This is a genomic window from Microbulbifer regidiadema (SeqCode) (assembly GCF_052466995.1).
Genome location: NZ_CP174297.1, coordinates 257,660 through 280,127, shown reverse-complemented (window position 1 = coordinate 280,127; position 22,468 = coordinate 257,660). Strand labels below are relative to the sequence as shown.

The window sequence follows — 22,468 nt, the reverse complement described above, 5'->3', positions numbered from 1 at the left end:
GAAAATACCCAGCACTCAACCCAGAATTTAGGGGGCACCCAATCACATCATCCGGCATTATTTCGCGTAATAGTATTTTGAGCGTCAGCAGTAAGTTTGCATGAAAGTAGTTTAGGTGATTACTCAGTGAGTTAAAACCCACCTTAGATTAAGCAACCGTTTAGTAGCGTTTCAAATCGGCGAACAGATCACAACCAGATTAATAGAGCTTAATAATTTGTAAGGAAATAGATATGAAAGCTTACACCTCCATTGCTGCGGCAGTTGCGTTAGCCTTCAGTGGGCATACCGCCGCCAATACTACCGACGTCTCTCAAAATGGCAACGGAAATACAGCTACGTCTAACCAAGTCGACCCTACCACTTCGGGCAATGTTGCAAGCTTTACGCAAACTGGTGACAATAACTCATCGATTACATCTCAGCTAACAAACTCGACAAATAATTTTATTTACAGCACTCAAGTTGGCGACAACAACACAGTTTCATCGATTGAGCAATCTGATACCACAGCATCGACTGTTACCATATCACAAAATGGCCAGAGCAATTTTTTTGTTGCAGTTCAAATTAGGGCCACCTCAAGTACCGCAACAGTTACGCAAATTGGCACTTCGAATCAATTCGTTCCGGTACAAACCGATTCATCGCTCAACACTACTGTAATCAGCCAAAATGGTGACTCCAATGATGGCTCTATTACTCAAGCGATTTCTTCGGGAAATATGCTTTTTATCACCCAGGTTGGAACAAGCAACTCCGTAGCCGGCGCTCAGAACATGGAGACTTCTAGTACTGCCATCATATTGCAGGATGGAACGTCAAATATGGCTTCATTTGGCCAGGGAGCTGGAACGGGAAATAACCTGACAGTAACCCAGCTGGGAACAAGTAACACCTCAATGGTGATCCAGCCTACATCCATAGGCGATACTGCCGAGCTTGTACAGAACGGCGATTCAAATGATGCGGATATCTCACAAGAACTCGGTACCGGCAGCAGTCTTTATGCTGAACAACTGGGTACTACAAATATGGTTATGACCTATCAAACTGGGGCAAGTAACGAAGGGGAAATCGAACAGGATGGCTTGAGTAATTCCGCAAACCTCTCCCAAGATGGAGATCTATTGGCAGCCTATATGGAGCAGATTGGCGATTCTAATGGATCTACTATTACTCAAACATCAACGATGAATTCAGCCAGCAGTATACAAATGGGCACAACTAACACTCTCGACACCACCCAGGCAACCACTGGGAATTCTGCAATTGCCACCCAAGTGGGCACTAATAATACAGGCACAATCTTGCAATAATTATACTCGCCGGCCCCTGGAGGTTCCAAACCAGGGCCGGCCAATCTCACTGCTGTGCCAGCCTACTAGAGCTATAAGCTCCCCTGCTTCAAGTTGCTATCTGCCAGAATAGCACAAGCTTAAACAGCCACTCTTTTAAATCCGGCTAAAACGTTAAAGATTCACCCCTAAGATTATGGGGCTTTACCAGCCCCCTCCTTCTCCAACTTTTCTTTAGCCTGAGGTAAAAGATCATAGATAGGTGGATTATTTGATATAAAGCCGATCTTAAATTGTGGAGGGTACTTAATAAGCTCTTTCATATAGTCACCCGCCGCTGTCATCACGGGTACAAGCATTGGCAAATGACGCACACCAATACTGGCATCTTCCTGGGGGTTGGAATAAAGATTAAACAGTATCGCCCCGCCACTCTCAACAAAAATGGGGCCGCTAAATCCCCCCCAGTTTCCTCTCTGTACTACACCACTCTCAATTTCTGCGGTCCATACATATTTGAACTCATCAATACGCATCGCAGAAAAATACTGATTCATGGTATAGGGCCTACTGCGACGTGCAGATTGACCATTATCAGCCAACAACATTCCAGTTTGGTCGATACCATCGATATAGCGATCTTCGCTGACAAAGCTTGCAACTGCTTTACCGGGCTTACCCGCTATCGAAATAGCCGTATTAAATAGATCAGCCAGATCAAATAATCCTTCAGTCCGGCGCGGCTTGATAACTCCCTGCCAATATGCAAATGTCGGCACCCTTACGCCCCCCTCCCAGCTAGTCCCTTTACAGCCCCGAAAAGGCGTTCGACCATAGGGGGGAACCTCACACTCCGGGCCATTATCCGAGGTGAAAAAAATAAGAGTATTAGATAGCTGATCTGTTTCCTGCAACGCAGCAAACAACTGCGCCAATACATAATCCATCTGCACCATACAGTCGCTATATACCGTACGAGCCCTGGATTTACCCGCCCATTTATCGGATGGATAATTATCAAAATGACAACCTCTAGGAGCGTGATATAGGAAAAATGGCTTTTCAGAGGTTTTCATTTTCTTAATAAAATTTACACTGTACTCCATCCACTGATCATCAAGCACCTTGATATAGTCCAGATCAATCTGATGGATATCTTTACATTTCTCTCTATCCTGTGGCGTACAGTGTACCTCGCTATGGCTAAATGACTCCTTCTGCATCATTGCAAAGCGCTCTGGAGACAGTGCTACTTCCGGATTAAAATAGACGTCTCTCCACTCTGTATACATATCTGATACACCGAGAAATCCCCGATAATCGTCATAGCCAACATTCTGCGGTAAAGACCCCTTATTCTCCCCCATATGCCATTTACCCACCCCCTGGGTAACATATCCCAGTTCCTTAAGTATGGCGGGCATTGTGACTGCACCATCTAAACCACCGGCTTCACCGTACATAGGGGGGCGCAAGATGCCATGATGTAAAGGGTTTTGACCGGTATGGATCGTCGCTCGTGTCGGCGAGCATGAAGGTGTTGAATAGGCAGAGGTCAGTATAAGTCCCTCATTCGCCAACTTATCCATAGTTGGTGTGGCATTGCCTACTGCAATACCCCCACCATTAAATCCGACATCCATCCAACCCACATCATCGAGCAGGAAAATCAGTATGTTAGGCTTTTTGCCAAACTTTTCTTCCAGAAGCGTCAGCATCTGCCTAGCTTGCTTTTCCTCTTGCGGGTGCTGGATTACCGGGTACATATTATCCGCCAGCTTTACCGGCTTTAAATGCAGAAACTGATCGGGATGGCTGTACCCTGGTGCAGAGGTTGGCCCCGTAGTGCTCCCCCGCAAATTTTCTGCCTGTGCCATAAGGCTTGACAGCATAAAGATTGCAACAAGGCACGCAATATAGACTTTACCGCCAAAGAGCCATAACCAAAACAGCTTCATACCTGATATCCAGTTAACGTTTATATTGAGCTGGCGGCCTCTAAGCGCACCAATCCCCTGAAATCTCCAAAGTTAAACTGCCAATAATCTATACGGATTAAAATAGTGATAGCTCGCTTTAATACTTATTGAAGGATAGCCTTGATCGCTTACACTTCACCTCGCAATCAATATTTATAGAGAATATGGAAAGCCTCCATCAATGGATAAGAGGACAAATTGTCGGAGAGGAAAAGTTTTCTTACTTTTTATAGCGAATGCTTGCCACCTCTCAACAAGAAAACGCCAAATCCACCTCTAGACTGCCAACACAAGCGACACATGCTTAACCGGCTTTGGCTTTAAGGGAATGTAGACTCACCGCAGACTAGACTTACTGGCACACACTCTAACGTCTACCGCCTTTCTGTAGTGGCACACTAAATTTTATTGCGAGAGGGCATTTAAACTTTGAGACAAAGATAACCCAAAGATATCTAAAAAAAGAACAAAGAAGGACAACCGCCCTATAATATGAAAAGATAAAATTACCGGCGATCTAGTTGAAAAACCAGATAATGTTAGAAATTATACTCAGCAGATAGGCACGGAAATTTTATTACCCTCTCCCCCAACATATAAAAGGAAATGTATGAGACTCGTTTAAAATGGCGGGGCTTACATTCAAAGAAACATCATACATCCGTTCAGCACTTAAATATCGTTTAGCTGGCTTAGCGCCTGAAATGGATACTGACAATAAAAATATTGTTGACGAATCCTTGTCTAAAACCGAACGAATCGACAGATAAGAAGATATTGTCTTTCACAGCAAGCTACTCTACCAATTTGAGCGAGTAGACAAACACTCACAGGAGCTAAGAGTAGTACCAAGTATTACTATACCAAATACCGAATAAGTCAGATCCTGTATAGCCACAATCTAACCCAGTTACGAGACAGACCCGGCTAACGCCAGGCCCTAAACTCACAACTTGCCAATAATATTAATAAACACCCCATGACTGTCATAGTCCAGCTGGGTGAGGTCATCAGAGAAGTCGGTAAAGTTGTAGCCCACCCCCAATTTAAGGTGATCGCCGACATGGCGATACAGACCTATCAAGGCACCGCTCTTGCGGTCCTGGGCATCGGGGAGGTCCAATAGGCGGGCTTCCAGAAGGAGATCCCAACGCTTGATAAAGTGCCAGTCGGCACGTACTACATAGAGGCTGGCACGGCTGTCAAAAAACTCTGGATCTTCCGTATCCATACTCAACTGACCCAGACGATAGGCGTACTTGCCGCCCAAAGTCCACTGTCGGTTGAGATCGTAACTGGCATCTACGGAGAAGATATGGCTCTTCTGGATAAATTCAGTGGAGGTATTTTCAACCGTAACCTGATCCTGAGTCGGCACATTATAGAAGTAGGTGTACTTCATCAGGGTATTCAGGCGGTCATTATTTACCGGGCGATAAGCATAACCCATAACCGCTTCGGTAAACTTACCATCGTAGAATTCACCCTGTGAGCTTTTACTGTCGGAGTAGTTGAACTTGCCCACCAGGCGCCAGTCTGGGGTAAACTGGTAATTGAAAGTATTTTTTAATAACCAGGTATCGCGTTCAGTTTCCGATACCGTATTGTCATCCGCTACAGTTTCCGTGATATCGGTGCGGTATTCCAGCGCTGATGAAATACGTATAGCATCCACACCATAGCCCATATTAAAGCCCAGCGCATTGCGCTCAGTTTTGGCCCCGGTATCTGGGTCTTCCAGTGTGCCCGCTTCCAAAGTGGTGCCATAGGTCCAGCGGTCATTGGGAGCCAAGTCCATACCCAGGGCATGGGTCAAACCGGTGGAAACGTCACCGTGGCTGTAGCGCTCTTCACCGTAGATATTTAGCGTGTCGGAATAGCGGCTGCGGAAACCGGTACTCATATTGCCCTTGCGTGCGCGCACACCGGTATCGCTGCGCTCATTGTCCAGGGCGTAATTCATATAGAGACTGGTTCTGTCGGTTACCAGGAAATCCGTACCCAGGCGGGCAGCTGTACCGGTATCACCGCCAGAAACCTCACTGTCCATGGTCAAACGGTCACTCACCCGATAAGCGCCACCAAAACCAATGCGGTTGTTCTCTTCGCGAGTACCCGTCACCTCCATCGTATTCTGGACAAAACCAAAGGCGCTCCAGCTTTCGCCGGAGTCATAGCTGGCTTCCACAGCGATATCCGTACGATCCCCTTCGGTCTGGGTGGCAGCGACAACTTCGGACTCATCCTCACGACTGTCATTGCGAACTGCGGAAGTAAGGCGCCAGTGATCATTGATACGGTAGCCGAGCATCAAGTCTATGGCATTGGTTTGCAGCCCATCCTCCTCCTCTTTGCTATCAGCTTTGATCCTTACATCAAAACTCTCGCCAATCGGTAGGTTAACGCCGCCGCCGTACTGGAGGGTATCGCCATCCGCATATTGGCCGGGACCGGAAAAACCGGCTTCGCGTTCCTGATGGTAGAAGTTACCAGAGCCGCGCAAGCTGTCGAAGAAATCTCCCAGCTGTACAACGCCTTCCACCTTGGTGGCACTGGCAGCAACGGTTGAATCCAGGCTTTCATCATCGAAGGTATAGCCACCATCCAGGGAGCTGACACTATCGAGGCTACTGCCCTCGCTATCGGCCATTTCAATTTTCAGCCAACTGCTGGCGCTTTTACGCAGAGTCAGGTCGATGCCCTGTAGCGAACTTTCATTGTCATCTTCATCCTGCTGAATACTGCTGAAGCCGAATTTGACATGATCGCCCAGCCAGTAGTGGGCGCGACCACCAACAGCCAGGGTATCCATCTCTTCAAAGCCGGGAGTGTATTCGTAGCGCGCTACCAGATACTGGGGATTGCCGTTATACGCCCCATCTTCAATTAATAGCTCGTCATTGGCCAGGGACGACAGCGGGCTGTTAAGCAGGATACGCCCTTGAATATAGTCAATATCGTAATCAACTACGGCGGTGAGGGTCTTAACTGCGAGTACCAGTCCGGAATCTTTATCCCGAACCTCCACCCGTAAACTCTCCGAGCCGCTGGAAATATCCTGGTGGCGGAGGTAATACAGGGAACCGCCGGTTCCACGATATTCATCGCGCCCGGCAATAGTGCCAGGCTCTGCTCCAAAAGCATCTATTTGAAAACGTTTCTCACCAAAGCTGGTCATCCCGTCGGTTTCAAAGTGACCGCTAGCGCCATACAGCGTCCGGTCAATTTGGGCCAGCTCATTGTCGGCGTAGTTTGCTTTGAAATTACCCCAGAGCCCGTAGTCATCGTACTTGGATAATTTTACGTAGAACTTACCCGATGTGGGCGCATCTTCGACTACGGTGGAATCATCGCCAAACGTCGGGTAGTACAAATCACTATCCAGACGGCGGAATAAGGCATCGGGGGATTTTTCCATAAAGTTGGAAAATAGATCCTCTACCGGCCCCTCTTCGGTATCCGCACTGGCTGACAGGCGCCAGCCTTCCCCGAAACCACCGTTAGTGTAAAACGCCAGGCGACCGTCGTAACTTACCGAGTTGTCATAATGGGTTTCATCGCCGGTAACCAGGGCTGCGGGGCCATTGGTTTTATCGTAACCAACGGTAAGATCGGCAATCCCTACGGTAAACCAGTCGCTTTTGGCAAAATCCAAATCCCGCAGGAAGAGTTCGCCATTGCCCTCGTCATCAAGAATCGCCACTTCCACCGTATGCATACCCGGTGCAAAAATTTGCTCGGCGATAAACTGGCCCTGTGTATCGACTGGGACTGGGTTACCCGCTAACCATACGGTATGTCCAGGCGGCACCTGGGCACCGTTGACCAGTACACTGTTGCCATCCAAGGGAATGTTCTGCTGTGCTAGGCGGTTTTCACCGTACCCCACCAACAGTTCCCTGCCGATATCTTCACTGTCTGAAGACTCTTCGACTTTATCCACCAGCCACAGGGTTTGTTCCCTGGTCTCGTCATAGCGGCCCTTGCTGTCATAGGCTCGCAGTACGTAGTGCAGCTTTTTCAGAGGCGCCTGGAACTCAGAAAACTCTGCGCGCCACTCCCCTTTGCCAAGGTGATCCAGCGGCACAACGGCCAATGGCGTATCGCGCAGGGACTGGCCCTCTTCAAACAAGCGCACCTCTGCACTTTTAATAAAAGAGGGATAGTTGGTATAGCTACTGAAAAATACCCGGTTTTCGGCCAGGTCGGTATCCGGGTTATCCGTATAACGGATTGTATTGGGCCACGCCGTCACATTCAGGCGCGGCTGCATTTTTTTATTGTCGAAGCGGAATTGGATATTGGCTTCCTGCAAAGCCACATCGGTACAGCGCTGTAAGTCCGCCGAGTTTTTATAGGGATCGTATTCGGGACTGCCGTCGACGGTGATACGCATTAAGTTGAGCGCGTAGGGATTATTGGCCACGGCCTCGCGATTAATCCGCTCGATTTGCAGGCGATCACTTTCTGTGAGAATAGCCAGTTCATCGTATAGGACTTCGACTTCAACTCTGGCGCCGTCGCGCTGTTCAAATCCATTGCGCACTACATCATCAGATTGGACATAACCGCGCCCCTCAAACTCCACCTGGGTGTCGTCGAGGTTTAGCAGTTCCTGTACCTGTGCCATAGCGCGCTGGGCGCGGGCACCGGACAAGCCCTGATCATCGCCGTAAACCATTGCTTCGCGGCGATCCATCCGCTGGTTATCGCTATAACCGATAAAGCTCAGGCGAACATTCGCCTTATTGGAGATTTCAGCCATGGCCGCACGTATTTGGGTCAGCTGTGCCTGGCTGATAATCGGGTCGCCGTTGTCAAAGCGAATCGGCGATAATTTTCCCCCAGCGGATTCATAGGCGATGGTGAGGGTTTCTGCTGCGGCCGCTTCCGGACAGGCCTGTACCGATTCGGTAGCGACCTCCAGTGGATCGTCATACCAAAATTCCACTTCTACCCGGCGATTGAGGGCGCGGCCCTTGGGGGTATCGTTGGCCGCTATTGGCTGACTGGCCCCTTTACCACTGCTGGTGAGCATCGTCGCCGGTAAATTCAGTGCGGCACCCAGGGCCTGAGCGACACGGCGGGCTTCGCTATAGGATTGCTCTTGATAAGCCTTTTGTTGCGCTTCTGCACTTTCACTCACGTCCAGAGGGCGGGCATCGGTATGGCCGATAAAGTGAATAACCAGATTGTTTTTATCCACCAGATTCGATCGAACTTCGCGGATACGGCGAATAAAGGCTTCCGGTAATTCTGTTTGCCCTCCCCCCATTCGCAGTGGCGTCACCAGATTTCTAAGGCGTGCCCGCTGTTCGCTGCCCGCAGCGTAAGTCAGCCTACACACGGTTTCCTGGCGACACACCTTAACCCGGTTGAGTAACAGTGCCTCGGCACGGGCACGCTCCGCCATGGCTTTTTTATCCAGGGCATCGTAGGTCACTTTCACCTGTATGCGGCGGTTCTCTTCGCGACCGGCGGTCGTAATATTATCCGCTATGGGCTCCAGATCCCCGCGTCCTTCAACAGCAATCATTTGCTCGGGCAGTTCGAGGGCCTCTTGCAGAAAATCCGCCGCAAACTGCGCCCGCGCCAGGGTAAATTCCTCTTTACTGGCAAAATCCGCTAGCAGCTCTCCGCTGAGAGGATCGGAATCTGTGTGGCCGATAAAGTGCAATTTGAAATTGGGCGTCTCGCCCAGTTCATTCAAGCGCTGGCGCAGCAGTGCCACTGTTTGCGGAGAAATTTCATCCTCAACACCATGGAACAGAATGGGGTCGATAAAGTCTTCCACCACAATCGGGTCCAGCGGTGCGACAAATTGAGTCGCGTCCTGCACCCATTTATTAGTGGGCGCACGCAGCAGCATACCCTCGGTATTGCTGCCGATCGGTTGCTCCTCAAATTCTGTTTGAGTTTCACTCTCCTCAGAATTCAAGCCCGGAAGATTTTGCCAGACCTGCCACCAGCCCGGCTCAGCCACCTGCGTATCCGCCTCTTGGGCCTGGGCCGGAAGTGTCAACGCCAGCGCAATCGCAGTGGCGAGACGGCGATCCCGCCGGGAGAAAAGGCGGGGCGTCTTCGCCGCAGAACTTATCGAGCGGGCTCGCTGGACAATATTCCGTTTCGCAAAGGGCATTACTGCAATCCTCCTTTGCCGGGGGGCGCGCCACGGCGCCAGAAAACTTCAGTTTCAATGGTCAAATCATAGTCACCATTGCTGCCCTCCCAATCTCGGGCAACTTGATCCTTAATCGCCTGTAGGCGCTCTTCTACCAAGTCCGAGTCTTCGTTCTCTCCAAGATAGGCAAGGCGTAAAACAGAGGGGGCTTCACTAAGTTTGTCTAACAATAAATCCATTCGGGAATGCCATTGCGGGCGCAGTTCTGTTGTGCCCGGTTCAAATACCGCATCGGCAATATCCAAGCGCACCACCCGGTGCAAGCTGGCTCCAAAATTGAACTTGAGCATCTTGCCTCGGGTAGCTCGCAGCACACGCGGGTTTTCAGTGGTGAGACGATACCCGCTTGGCAAGCTGCGGTCGTCGAGCTTGAGCACAAAATTGGAACCCCGATCGCCATTCGGCACCACCGCACAGGTGATATGGAAGCGGCCGTGGGAGTCCGCTGTGGCATTCAGACCGGTGGCCGTCACTACTCGCGCACCGGGCAGACCGCCCTCACCCTCATCCTGGTAGCCATTCATATTTTTATCGTCAAACACTTTGCCGATAACATCGGTGCAGTCGAAGGTGGGATCGGGCACTACCCGCACCGTCGCAGAGGCTTCACCAGAGGCGGCCTGAGCCGAGAGCTGGTTGTATAGACGCGCGCGGTTGACATATTTGCCTTCGCCCACACCGGAACCCACAACCAGCAGCAGTTTCAATACGCGGGTCTCTTCCGCTTCCACTCGCAGATCCGACCAGCTCAGCTGCAAACCTTCGCTGTCCGGCTCCGCCGCCTCGCCATCGAGGCGCGCTGATCCCGCGACGTACTTGAAGCCTGCGGGGAAGTAATCCACCAGCTGTATATCGGTTAGCGGTATCGGCAGTGTATTGCCAAAGGTAATGGTATAGGGCACCAGCTGGCTGCGGGTTACGTTGAGCATGGCCGCAGTTTTGGTGATGGAGAGCGCGCCCTCCAGCTCCGGGTCCATGGCGATATGGTTATTAAACAGCTGGCTTTCCCCTGGAATCTGGCCGTCATCCAAGGTCATGCGCAGGTAGTAATCCGTTGCCGCATCCCGTGCCTCCACGTCCAGGGAGGGGTGAGCGGACGACTCCTGTACCTCACAGTGGTTGGCCGTAGCGGTAACCATATCCGCGTTGCTGCCCAGGCAGCCAGCCACATCAAAACCGGCGGTTTCGCTGTTAGTCTGTGCAGGAATTACCTGTGATTCTCCCCCCACATAATCCTCATCGCCGATATCTACCTGGATCAGGTAATCCACATTGGACGGACAGGCCGCATCGCTGAAGTTGATATCGAATTTGTAGTAGCCGCCGGACTGGGTTACCTGCCCCTGCTGCGTTTCATCATCAAAACAGCGCGCCGGAAGCTCCTGACCAGAACTCACCCGCAACATAGTGAGCGTGGCGCCCTCAATGGCGGAGCGGCTTACAGAGTCGTAGACCACACCATTGGGCGTCAGTGGTAAATTCAGATTTTGCGGGTTTGCTCCCGAGTCCACGTAGATTTCACTAATCGATTGCGGACCGCTGGTGAAATCAGAAACGCTATTCCCCAGGGAGGCCGTATTTTCCGTGGCATCCGGTGCGGTGTAGCGCATCTCGTAGCTGAGGCCACCATAACTGTTGGGCACCAATCCCTGGAACTGGAAGTAGCCATTTTCATCAGACTGAACCGTTTCCATCAGTTCATCATTGAAATACAGGTCTACAGCCCAGTTAAGCAATAGGCGCTCATCCGTATCCAGGGCATCGTTGAAATTCACATCGTGCCACAGATAACCGGCCAGGTTAGCGATACCGGGAGTACCGCCAACATCGATGGCAACGCTGGCCTGGCTACTGGAAACCGGGTCATTCCACTGCACTTCTGCGGTGTTCACTACGGTAAAACCGTAATCCAGGTTTTCTGACATCTGCGCCTGGAAACGCAGAGTAACCACCTCTCCCGGCTCCAAATCGCCGTAGGTCGTGGCGTAGTCCGCAGTGATCAGCGTATCGGCTACGGTTACACCGTCGGCCTGCCCGTTGAGCAGGGCCGAATCCGCAACATAGGTGAGAACCCCATCCCCGGCAACGGCCAGATCATCGATGATCTCAATATCAGTTGCGGGAACACCGCTGATATTTTCAACAGTTACCAGGTACTCCAATAGCGCACCCGCCTCTGCGGCACCACCGCCGACAACGGCAACTTCTTTCACAATGGACAACAGTTGTGCATCGCCCACAACAACGTCCGTTGGCTGGGCGCCATTGGCCGGGTTGCCGTCGGCATCAGTTAGAGTGAGTGCCAACTCATCGGCTTCGACACTGCCCTGGTTGCTAATCACCGTACCTGTCGCGGTGCCCGCATTCACCATCACTTCAAACGTCACAGTGGCAGTTTGGCCCGAGGTAATAACACCCTCATTAGCGCCCGGTAACGGGGGTGTCAGATCATCGGATGACACTGGCAAGGCGGTGTCCAGTTGTGAATTACCACCGCCGTTATCCGCCACCGCTGTACCATTTAATGTGGTGGTGCCGGCAACATAGGTGGTGTCATCTGGCAGCTGGTCGGTAAGCGCCACTTCCAGTGCGTCTACGCCCCCCATATTGGTAATAGCGATGGTATAGCGAAGTACATCGCCGGGATCGACAATCCCTGCGGAGGCGTAGTCTTCGGCAATTTCCACGGTCTTATGGGCAATTAACAGAGGCACATCACCGACGATATCGATCGTGGGGTCATCGGGGGTATCGGTATTCGGGTCATCGGAAGGTACTTCAGCAAAAGTACCACTACCCGCACCCTCGCCATTGACGAATGCCTGGTTCGAAATCACGGTGCCGTCATTAACGTCATTAATGGTGACATCAAAGGTAATTACCGCTGCTGAAACACCATTGGCACTGGCACCGATAAAACCATCGGCTTCGCCATCGCTATTTACACTCATCCCCGCAGCCAGCGGAGAGCTACCACTGATATCGGATAATGTAGAGCCATTCAGGGTGGTAGAGCCGCTGACATAAATCGTGTTCGCGGGGATCTGATCCAATATCAGGGAATTGATCGCGTTCTCATTACCCGCGTTCTCCACGGTAATGGTGTATCGCAGGGTATCTCCTACCATCAGCAAATCGGCATCATCGGTCATATCTGCCGAGGTTTTTTCTACGATCAGTGACGGCTCCGACTCAATCAGTACTTCGGTGGGATCTTCATCCCCCGCAGTATCCGGATCATCGATGCCATTGATATTGGGATCGTCACTGTCTTGTAGCAGTTGTCCGGGAAGCTGAATCTGAGCCTGGTTCAAGACTTGGGTTCCACTGTCAATAACAGCGGCCAGGGTCACTTCATAAATAATCTGAATGGAATCACCGGTGCTGCCACTCGCGCTCAGATCCAGATTGTTAACTTGCAGATAACCACTATTCCAGGTTCCGGCAGAGGGATCGGTAGCACTGCTATCACTGCCTGTCGGTGTACTCAGCAACTGCAAACTACCCGATTCAAACAGCGCCGAATTATTTAATCGGCCCAGATCATCGCTGACTTCAACTCCGCTCACATCAACACCGCTCGTATTGGTCAGAGTCAGCGTGTAACGTAAAACTTCTGTGGGACTGGCGGCGGTGGCCGGATTTTCTCCACGGCTGATATTTTCTACAGCCTTGTAGAAAGTTACTGTCGGCACAGAGGCGCTAACCGAATAAGCGTCCTCATGATCCAGTAGCGCAGGCGTACCATCGGTGGGCGCCGCACGGGTGTACTGGCGAACTTCGCTGAGGCTGCTATCCCAGCTATGCCACTGGGTAACGGCGGCGATATTCGTCAGCGTATCACCATCGACCGTATCGCTATCCAAATAGGCGTCGTAGCCAATCAGCAGGTGGTAATCCGCATCCAGCATCGCCGCTGCGCCAAGGGTGGTAATTGTGAGAGTACAAGTCGCACTATCGAATACCCCATTAAAATCTGAACCCTCTGTCAGGGTGGCCATGGTGGTGCCGGCGCCATCGGTAATTTGCGCGGTAAAATTGGCCGGGGCAGTTTCACACATACCACCGGGATTATTATCCGGCAAAATATCGGTAACACTGATATCCCAGGCCGGGCCCGTACCGGTATTGTGCAAATCTAAAGTAAAGGTACCGCCAATACCGGACTGTACGCTGGTCGGGCCAGATTTAGTCAGGGTAATCGCTGTGGGTTCTACAACGTCCATATCTGCGGTTGTGTTGCCACTACCGGCACCCTGCCCTGCAGAGGCATTGTCGTTGTCGTAGTTGTAGCTATAGCTGGCACTGGTGGCAAAATTCAAGCCGTCCACATTGGGCGGATCTATATCCAGCAGGCGCAGGGTTACATCAATAACGACCTGCTCGCCGGCCGGCACATCTATTCCAGAAGTGCTATCGGCAATACTGAGACTGGTAGAGCTGCCGTTATTTTCCGGTGTGAAAGATGCACTGCCAGATACTTTACTGGCACTGACAAATTCCAGGTCGGCGGCAGACGCAGTCAGATCCATCAACACGGTGACATCGTGGAGCGCGGTGGTTTGCACCGTTTCCGGGATGGTAATGCGATAGTTAAACGGCTCGCCAATAGAGGCTGTCAACTGGGTCACTTCGATCGACAGCGGCGCGGCATTGGGAGTATTAAACTGGACGCTGACCGGAGCAGTCGGTCCATAATCCTCACGCATATCCTCAGTAACCGCCACTGAATTGAGTGACGGCAAATCGTCATCGTCGAGAGAGTAATAAACCTCAACATAAGCCGCATTCTGCAAGCTGAGCCCGGCACCTAAGTTAGAGTCAGCCTCAACGCGATAAACCATCTCCAGGGATTCGCCCGCATTGATTGCATAGCCGGTACCTGCGGCAAAATCCCATACGGCTTCACCGGTACTGCTATCAAACGTGGGCGCAACTGCTGTCGCAGTGGCACTATTTACAGAAAGGGATTGGACACTGACGCCCCCTTGACGCAAGCCCAGGGGAATCACATCGCGGAATACCGAATCGTAGGCCGCTGAAGAACCGTTGTTAGTTATTGTAACGGTGTATTCAATCGTATCGCCGGCGGCAAGGGTACTGCCATCTGCGGGGTTTGCGCTTATGGCTACGGAGAGATCCGGCTGCAACAGATCAAGTGTTTCACTATCACTGCGGGTCTCAGCTCCGGTGGCAGCATCAAAACCAAACTCTGCGGTATTGGTCAGTGCGGTATTAGTGGCCGGCCAGGGATGAGTGTCCTCATTGAGAACCCGCACCAGGTAGCGCAGCACAAATTCATCGTTGCCGATATCGTTATCTGCCGTATTGACCAGGTCGGGAATACTCCAGGTGAGCGTGGTGGCCCCCGTAGCGGGATCACCAGACTGTACCGGCTCGGCAATATCACTGTGGGTAAAGGGGGCCGCAGCAGCAAATGGTGCAGAGGTCTCACCATTAATTGAGAGCGTACTGACAAACACCATTCCCTGGGGCAGGGTATCGACAATAAGCCCATTGGAGGCCGTGCCCTCTGGCAGGGACAGGGTAATCTGGTATTCGACCAAATCCCCCACTCGCAACTGCTCATCAGCACTAACGTAGCTATCGTCCAAGCGAATTTTGCTGATTGTACTGTCGTTAGCGGCGTCCACCTGGGCGACGATATTTTCCAGCCAATAATCGTTCAGGCCACCGCTGCCATCGGCACCGTTACGCTCATAAACACTACTGTTATCTTCATTGAGGCTGGTCCACTCCACGCTGGCCGTTGCGGACAGTGTCGCTGCCGGCTGCACGCTGTCGAGTACAACCGCGTCGAAGACCAGTGCACTGCTAGCACCTGCGGCGATATCCAGATCGCTGTTAGCCCGCTCCCACAGCAGGGTTTGCGCTGCGCTAATTCCATCGCCAATCACGCTGGGGTCCGCCTGGGAAATGCCGGCAAAGGTCACAGTGCCCGGAACAAATTCAATCCCCAAAGACAGTACTTCATTAACTGATAAGTCGTAGGCCGCAGAGTTTTCTGCATTACCCGCAGCACTGAGGTCCAGGGTAAAACGCAGTATATCACCCGCATCCGGGTCGCTGCCGGGATTGGTTTGGTTGGCAACAGAGGCGATTGCGCTTATTTCCGGCTCGACAATAGTGAGTGTTGCCGCAGTGCCGCTGCCGCCAGACTGTGACGCAGCGCCATCAGTGGCTGCGTAAATATAGCTCACTTCATTGTCAAAGCTGTGGCCCGCCTGGGCCGTGGCATTGTTGGCTACCCGGGCGCGAACTTCAAAAATCGCCACGGTACCCGCTGGAATAATATCAATGGCCAAGTCGATATTATTGCCGCTGGTATTATCGGTGTAGCTAAGCCCGTTAATTTCCTGTAGTTGCACCAGCTCCAGACTGGAATCCAACACATCGGAAATTGCAATATCGTAAATGGCCGAGGTGGTACTGCTACCGGGTACCTGTATTTGGTATACAACCTCATCGCCGACAGCCGCAGTAGATGCGCTCTGTAAGATTTTCTGCGGAGCCGTCACACTGGTGGCCGCAGTGCCCATAGGATAGGGCGTGCCCAGGGTAACTGCCGAATACTGTTCGCCGTCACTCGCTTCCAGCGACCAGAATTCATCGACCGTAAAGGTATTAACCCAGCTTTCGCCGCCACTAATATCCGTATAGAAACCAATTTCATAGCTGATTTCCAGACAAGTGCCCGCCTCTACCGGCACCAGGAAATCGAAGCCCATATCATCACCGCGCGCTGCGGGGGCGCTATAGGTGTAATCTGTTCCCTGCGCCAGCGCAGTTCCGTCCAGGCTCACCTGGAGGTTGGCAATAGAGCCCTCGTCCATCTGCGTCGCCAAGTCATCGGTCAGCGACAGGTTATAGGCGGGGGCAAGGCCCGAGTTACAGGCTTGCAGGGTAAACTGCATGGTATCATTGGCCGGGTCCACATTCATATGGGAGCCGGGCCAAGTGGCATCGGTCTTGGTGAGACTGTCGATAACCGGTTGCAGCACGGTAATGTCGGCACTGTCCTGCAAGGTACTGGCGGCACCGGTGTAACTCAGCTGGGCCGTATTGGTCAGGGTTGCCGTAGGCGCGCTGATTCCCGCCGCCGCTACCACCTTAGCCGTGTACTCAATAACAAAATTATTGGTATTGCCGAAATTACTGCTGATATCCCCGAGGCTCCAGGAGACCGTACCAGTGTCACCGGCAGTGGGAACTGCAATAGCGGAATAGGTAAAATCATTCAGACTGTCGTCGTAGGGAGCCGCAGTGTCCCCATTTACGCTGACAATAGTGTCAAACTCCAAACCACTGGGCAGCGCATCATCAATGGTGACTGCCGGTGTGGTTCCCGCCTGCAAATTTAGAACAAGCTGGTAAGTGACCGTATCACCAACACGCAAAGTGCCCACTGCCGTTGCAGTATCCGTATCGGCAATTACTGTTTTTGCAATACTGGTATTATCCACTGTATCGATGCTGGCCTGTGCGGGGCCAACACAGTAATCGTCAGGTGCAGAAATACTGGGACACCCAGCACCGTCGCGCTCATAAGCCTGATCATTGATACTGCTATCATCCAGGGAGGTCCAGTCCAGCATCACACTGTTGCTGATGGGCGAACCAAAAACACCGGTAACTTGAGTGCGGTAGGTGAGCACCAGTGTTTGGCCCAGCTCCAAATCCAGGCTGTTATCGCTGTTATCCCGCCCCCATACCAGTGGGCCCGTTGGGGCCGCTGCCGGTGTGGCGACAAAAGCGGATACTGCGCTGCCATCTATTGCTGCGGTAGGGGTAAAACTGCTGTCGAAGGTCAATTCGGCAGGCAGGGTGTCGACCAAATTCAGCTCATAGGCTGCGGCAGTGGAGCCGGAATCGTGCTCCACGGTAATAACGTATTCCAGTACATCGCCACCCACCGGCAGGTTGCCCGGATTGGTGGCATTGCTCACCGCCTTGCTAATTGCCAGTAGCGGCTCTACGACCGTTACACTGGCGGTGCTGTCGTTGATATTTTCCGTGCTGCCGGTTTCCCCATTGCTGTATGTCAGCGCAGCACTATTCTGACGGTTGTCACCATCATTAGTGGCGAGATCATTTTCGATACGCGCAAAATAGGTAATCCGAATCAGCGGGGTAATCGCACTTCCGGCAGTGTCATTTTCACTGGTGGTATCGACGCTGCCGATATCCCAAGTGGCATTTCCGGCAGTGTTATCTCCCGGGAAACTGTTAAAGGCGGATTCAGAGGGTGTACTGCCATTGATTGTTTCGATACCGATAAAATCATAAGTGATATCGTAATCGGTATTGTGAGAGAGCACATAACCTTCGGGACTACCCAGCTGATCAGTGATAACTACATTCTCACTGATACCTTCCGGCAAACTGATTTCCAGCTGGAATTCTTTATGGGCACCAATGGTGGGAATTACTGCGGTATCCAGATCTGTTTTAGTCAGTTCTAATGCCGGGACTTCGGTCTGGGCACTGGCAGTGGTTTCATAGTCGTTAATGGGGTCGCCACTATTAGGCAGAACACCAATGCGCATGCCGTCAGCAGCGCCATCGATGCCAATAGTATTGCTACTGTTAAGGGCAGTATTTGTACCCGGCAGGGATTGCCAGCGGGCTTCAACGGTATTATCCAGAATTTCATGGGGCTCAACGCCCTGCTCTACCTGAACTTCAAAAGTAAACGTTTTTGTATCGCCAACGGCAATGGTGTAATCGCTATTGCTGCGATTCCAGCTAAAGATGGGCGCATTGCTACCGACCGTAGTGACATCGATATTATTGGGGGGATCATTGCCGCCCACATTGCCCAGGTAAATCAGGTTACTGCCGGTAAGATCGTCGAGCACCTGCAAGTTGTAGGCATCGGCACTGCCAATATTTTCCGCGCTAACCGTCACCGTGAGAATATCGTCGGCATCACTATTGGTAACAGCAAAGGATTTTGTCAGCTGTATTTGCGGTTCCAGTACCGTAATTTCATGTGCATCAAAGGGGACCGCTACAGAGGTCCCAGACTCATCCACATAGGTAACTTGCGCAGTGGTATAGCTACCACCGTTGCCCAGCACATCGCCATCATTGGTATTGCTGCTGTTCTCAATACGGGCGATAAACTCTACCGGAAAATCAAATAAGCTACCGGAAACCGTGGTGAGTTCCTGATCGCCAAAATCCCACTCCACATAATCCGCAGTGCCCGTGCTGGTACAGGTAGCACTAAAAGTACCACCCGGTACAAAGCCAGCATCATCATAGGGGGAGGCGCTTAAATCGATCGTTTCCCCTTCAATACAGCGCATACCCGCCGGCAGTTCATCACGAATCACAAAATTCCGCAGTTTCGCCGCCGGGATTTGTGCCGTCAGTTCATAGCGCACCTCTTCGCCGACAACTGCGGTATCGCTACTAGTGCCACTGGCAGTGCCATTGGAAAATTCAAGGGCCTCTTTCGGCTCTGCCTGTACCTCAATAATCTGCATCTGCGCCTGGGCACTGTCAGACTGGTAGTGACGCGCACGCCCCTCTGCGGGGGTGCCATCACCCACACCATCATTGTCCGAGTCACTGTCAATTGGCAGAACCGTCTGATTGCCAGAATCACCTTCCAAACTGTCGTAGCGGGCGAAGAAAGTATTGGTAAACAGCTGTAAAGGGGCTACGGACTGGTGTGGCTTCACACGGTAGTACAGGGTGACGGAATCACCGGGATTAATTCGCTCAAGTGCGCTGGAGTGCTCATAGGAAAAGGTGATAAAAGCGGGGGTGCCACCATCACTACAGTGGCTCGCTTCCGAGTAATTATTTGCACCCGAGCTAGTCCCCACCCAGCCATCATCACCACTAATAGTTTCCGAACTGCCATCGGCATCGTTATCCAGACTGTCGGAGTCCATGGCCTGTACACACATCTGGCCGGAGGCATCCAGGGTATCGGTTACCACAATATCGTAGGCGGGAGCGCGATCAACGCCACTATCTGCTGCCCGGTTGGTGACTGTCAGGCGGAAGATATAGGTCTGGTCGCGGTGCCCTTCATTCGTAAAATCAACAAAGTTACTACAGCTTGTTCCTATGCCGTACAGATTTTCATTACAGACTTTTTTGTCGACTTCTATTGAGGGTTCAGTAACCGTCACCGATTCCGACCACTCAGTAATATCCGGGAAACCGGGGACCGTGGTTGCAACACCATCAATATTGGTGAGCGTGCCGCTGGTGTTGTAGTTATCTACGATAATGGTTTCCGTATCGAAAACCGCAGTAAACTGGGCGCGGGCATAGTCCGTGCTGTCATTCGCGTGTTGGTTCGGGTCGGTGCTTTCCGTATCCAGCGGGTCATTGAGCAGACGGGTGGTCATATCCGCGAGGAACCAGCGATCTTTCTCGGTAATACTGGCTGTAATATCCCACTGTAAATCCGTTTCACTCAACAGGTTGTTCAGGCCACCGCCCTCGACAATATCGCTGGAGGATATAGCCACACAATTTGCCTGGGAGGTGGGATCGGGGAGACTGACATCGGAACAGTTTAATGAGGAGTCCGCAATATAGCCCTGGCCATCGGGGAGATCGTCGATCACATCGACATCTTTCACTTCAATCAAAGTGAATCCGGGCGTATCGAAGCCAAACCAGCCACCGGCTTGAATCTCAAAGCTACACTCTTCACCAATCAAAACACTGCTGTTGGGGTAGGCACTTTCACTGGTAAGCTCGTTACATTCGTCGGAACGCTCTTTAACCAGGTTAAAGCCCATCACCCGCGCGCGCATACCATCGAGGCTGTAGTTATTGGCCAGCTGTTGATTGGGGGTTGTATCCGTTAGGGAATCCGGGGTGGGAAAACTCAGCGCGGTGCCGTCGTACAGGGTGATTTCACCCACGACATCTGCGCGGAAAGTAAGGTCGTCATCGCTGGCCGAGTGGTTTTTCTCTACCTCGAAAACCACGCGCTCTGTTGCACCGGGCCCGATTTCACCGCCCAAATCACCGCTATCACAGAGATACACCGTGGAGGAACTTGGCAGGTAATCCGGCTGATTCCAAAGCGGATGCGCAGGTACGCTGCCCAGGCTGGGACTTCCCAGTGCCGTACAGCTGCGGTCATTGGACAGAACCCTCATCGCCTCACCAAAGGTGATGTATACGGAGTAATCACTCGCATCGTGGCCGCCATTATTGGTGATATCCACCGTCAGCTCCGATGTACCACTGTCGCGCACAATATAAAGGGGGTGAACCGTACTCACATCCAGGTCTTCAGGATCGGGGGTAACCGATTGAGACTCTACTTGGGTTAGCGTGGTGCCTGTAGAGCAGAAGTCCTCGTACTCGATCGTGAGAACGTTATCTGTCAGGGCGATATTGCTATTGGGGTCAGTACCGGTGGTGGTGGACTCTTCCTCTACATCCAGGTCCGCCTCCAAATCATAGAAATCCGGCTCGATCGTAACGATGCGGAAGCGAATTTGGATTTCATCGCCATGCCGCATCATATTCTCTTGGTCGGAATATACCGAGTGAACCGTACTACTCAATAAGCGGAATTCCGGCTCATTATTATTCAGTGGATCAGAGTCCCACTGATTCCAGGTAGACCCCACTCGCCATTCCAGCGTATCGGCTTTGCCATCGTAGGTGGCGCTGTAGTTGGTACCACGGCTTTCCTGGGAAATTTCTGGAGTAAAAGTAGTATCAACCACATATTCGTCAGGCAAATCACTGACAAACTGAATATCTTTTACTGAGCCGCCAGTTTGGTTGTTGATGGTGATAGTTACGTAGCCAGCGGCACCCAGAGGTTGGTTCAGGTTGGTACCGGTTATCTCCTGGGTAATGGTCAAATCATCTTCTACAAGTGTGCGCATCTCAGCAATATCTGAACCTGGCCCACTGGTAGAGGAGGGACTAGAAATACCACCAACCCCCGTATCCCCATCAATTTCACAGCCCCACTGCACATCAGAAATAGTATTTTCGCCATTACTACAGGAGCTATTTACCTTACCCACAAAAAAGATATCGTGGTATCCACCTGCCTCAACATCGGTATTATCTGGACCGCTTGCAAAATTACCGTCCAAGACAAAATTATTCTCTGTATTACTAGCAGAAATACAGCTGCTACCACCGGATGCAACGCCATTATCCTGGGCGACCGTAAGTGCTGAATTCAGGTTTGGGCAGGCATAGTTGATGTCCATATTGGGGTTGGTCATTAAATCATCAAAGCGGACATCCTCCATATCAGCAGCACCCAAGTTGCTAATACGGACACGCCAGACCACATCATCGCCAATATTGCCATACACATTATTGGTAAAATTAGTTTGACCTGCATCGACATTTCGCCCGCGCTTATTGATCGATGGAAGAGGCTCATAGAGACTCAGGACCAAGCTGTCAGTATCTGTCGTGGTTGGATAACTGCAATAATCGAAGGTTGCGGTGGCATTTAAGGTGCGGTTATTGCCTACCAGCTCTTCTTCTTCGTCATCCCGGCTGCGCACATCAAAGGTAATAGTCAGGGTCGTATTTTCATCCCGCTCAGCGAGCGCTGACAAATCATTCTGATCCCAGGTGATAGTGGTGCCGCTAATGGTGGGCTCACTCAACACCGATCCAGAGCTCACTGACGTAGAGCCTGTTACATACTCAAGGCCGGACGAGCCCAAGTCCTCGCTAATAACGATATTCTGGATAGACTGAGTACCCGCCAGGCCGCTGTAAATGCTGGGCACATCGATTTCGATAGTTACTTGCCCATCACCACATAAAACACACCAGCTATCACTGGAGCGGTGACTGAGAATATCAAACCCTGTGGGGTCTTCGGTTAAAGAAGGACAGCTGGATTGAGCCGATGCCTGTGGTGCAGCTAGCAGGATCAGTACACAGACCAATAAAAATCCAATCATCACAGACTTGTAGGATTTTTGCTCAACTACTTCCGACTTCATTATCACTTAACAGCCGCC

At 51.6% G+C, this 22,468-nt stretch carries 4 protein-coding genes; 1 reads left to right on the top strand and 3 read right to left on the bottom strand.

Features of this window, described 5'->3' with window-relative positions:
- The first annotated feature begins 233 nt into the window (after positions 1-233).
- Positions 234-1,319 carry a hypothetical protein gene (locus ACJJIK_RS01130; protein ID WP_444943933.1) on the top strand — a complete coding sequence of 362 codons (1,086 nt, stop codon included), beginning with the start codon at positions 234-236 and terminating at the stop codon, positions 1,317-1,319.
- A gap of 173 nt (positions 1,320-1,492) precedes the next feature.
- Here ACJJIK_RS01130 and ACJJIK_RS01125 read toward each other — a convergent pair whose 3' ends face one another.
- From ACJJIK_RS01125 to ACJJIK_RS01115, 3 genes are all read right to left on the bottom strand, one after another.
- Positions 1,493-3,256, bottom strand: a complete 1,764-nt coding sequence (locus ACJJIK_RS01125) for a sulfatase-like hydrolase/transferase (protein ID WP_444943932.1) — start codon at positions 3,254-3,256, stop codon at positions 1,493-1,495.
- A 967-nt stretch (positions 3,257-4,223) separates the two neighbouring features.
- Entirely contained in the window at positions 4,224-9,416 is a 5,193-nt protein-coding gene (locus ACJJIK_RS01120; RefSeq protein ID WP_444943931.1) for an OmpA family protein, read from the bottom strand.
- On the bottom strand, positions 9,416-22,450 hold the full coding sequence (locus ACJJIK_RS01115; protein WP_444943930.1) for an isopeptide-forming domain-containing fimbrial protein: 13,035 nt from the start codon (positions 22,448-22,450) through the stop codon (positions 9,416-9,418). Before ACJJIK_RS01115 ends, ACJJIK_RS01120 begins: the two co-directional genes overlap by 1 nt.
- Positions 22,451-22,468 lie beyond the last annotated feature (18 nt).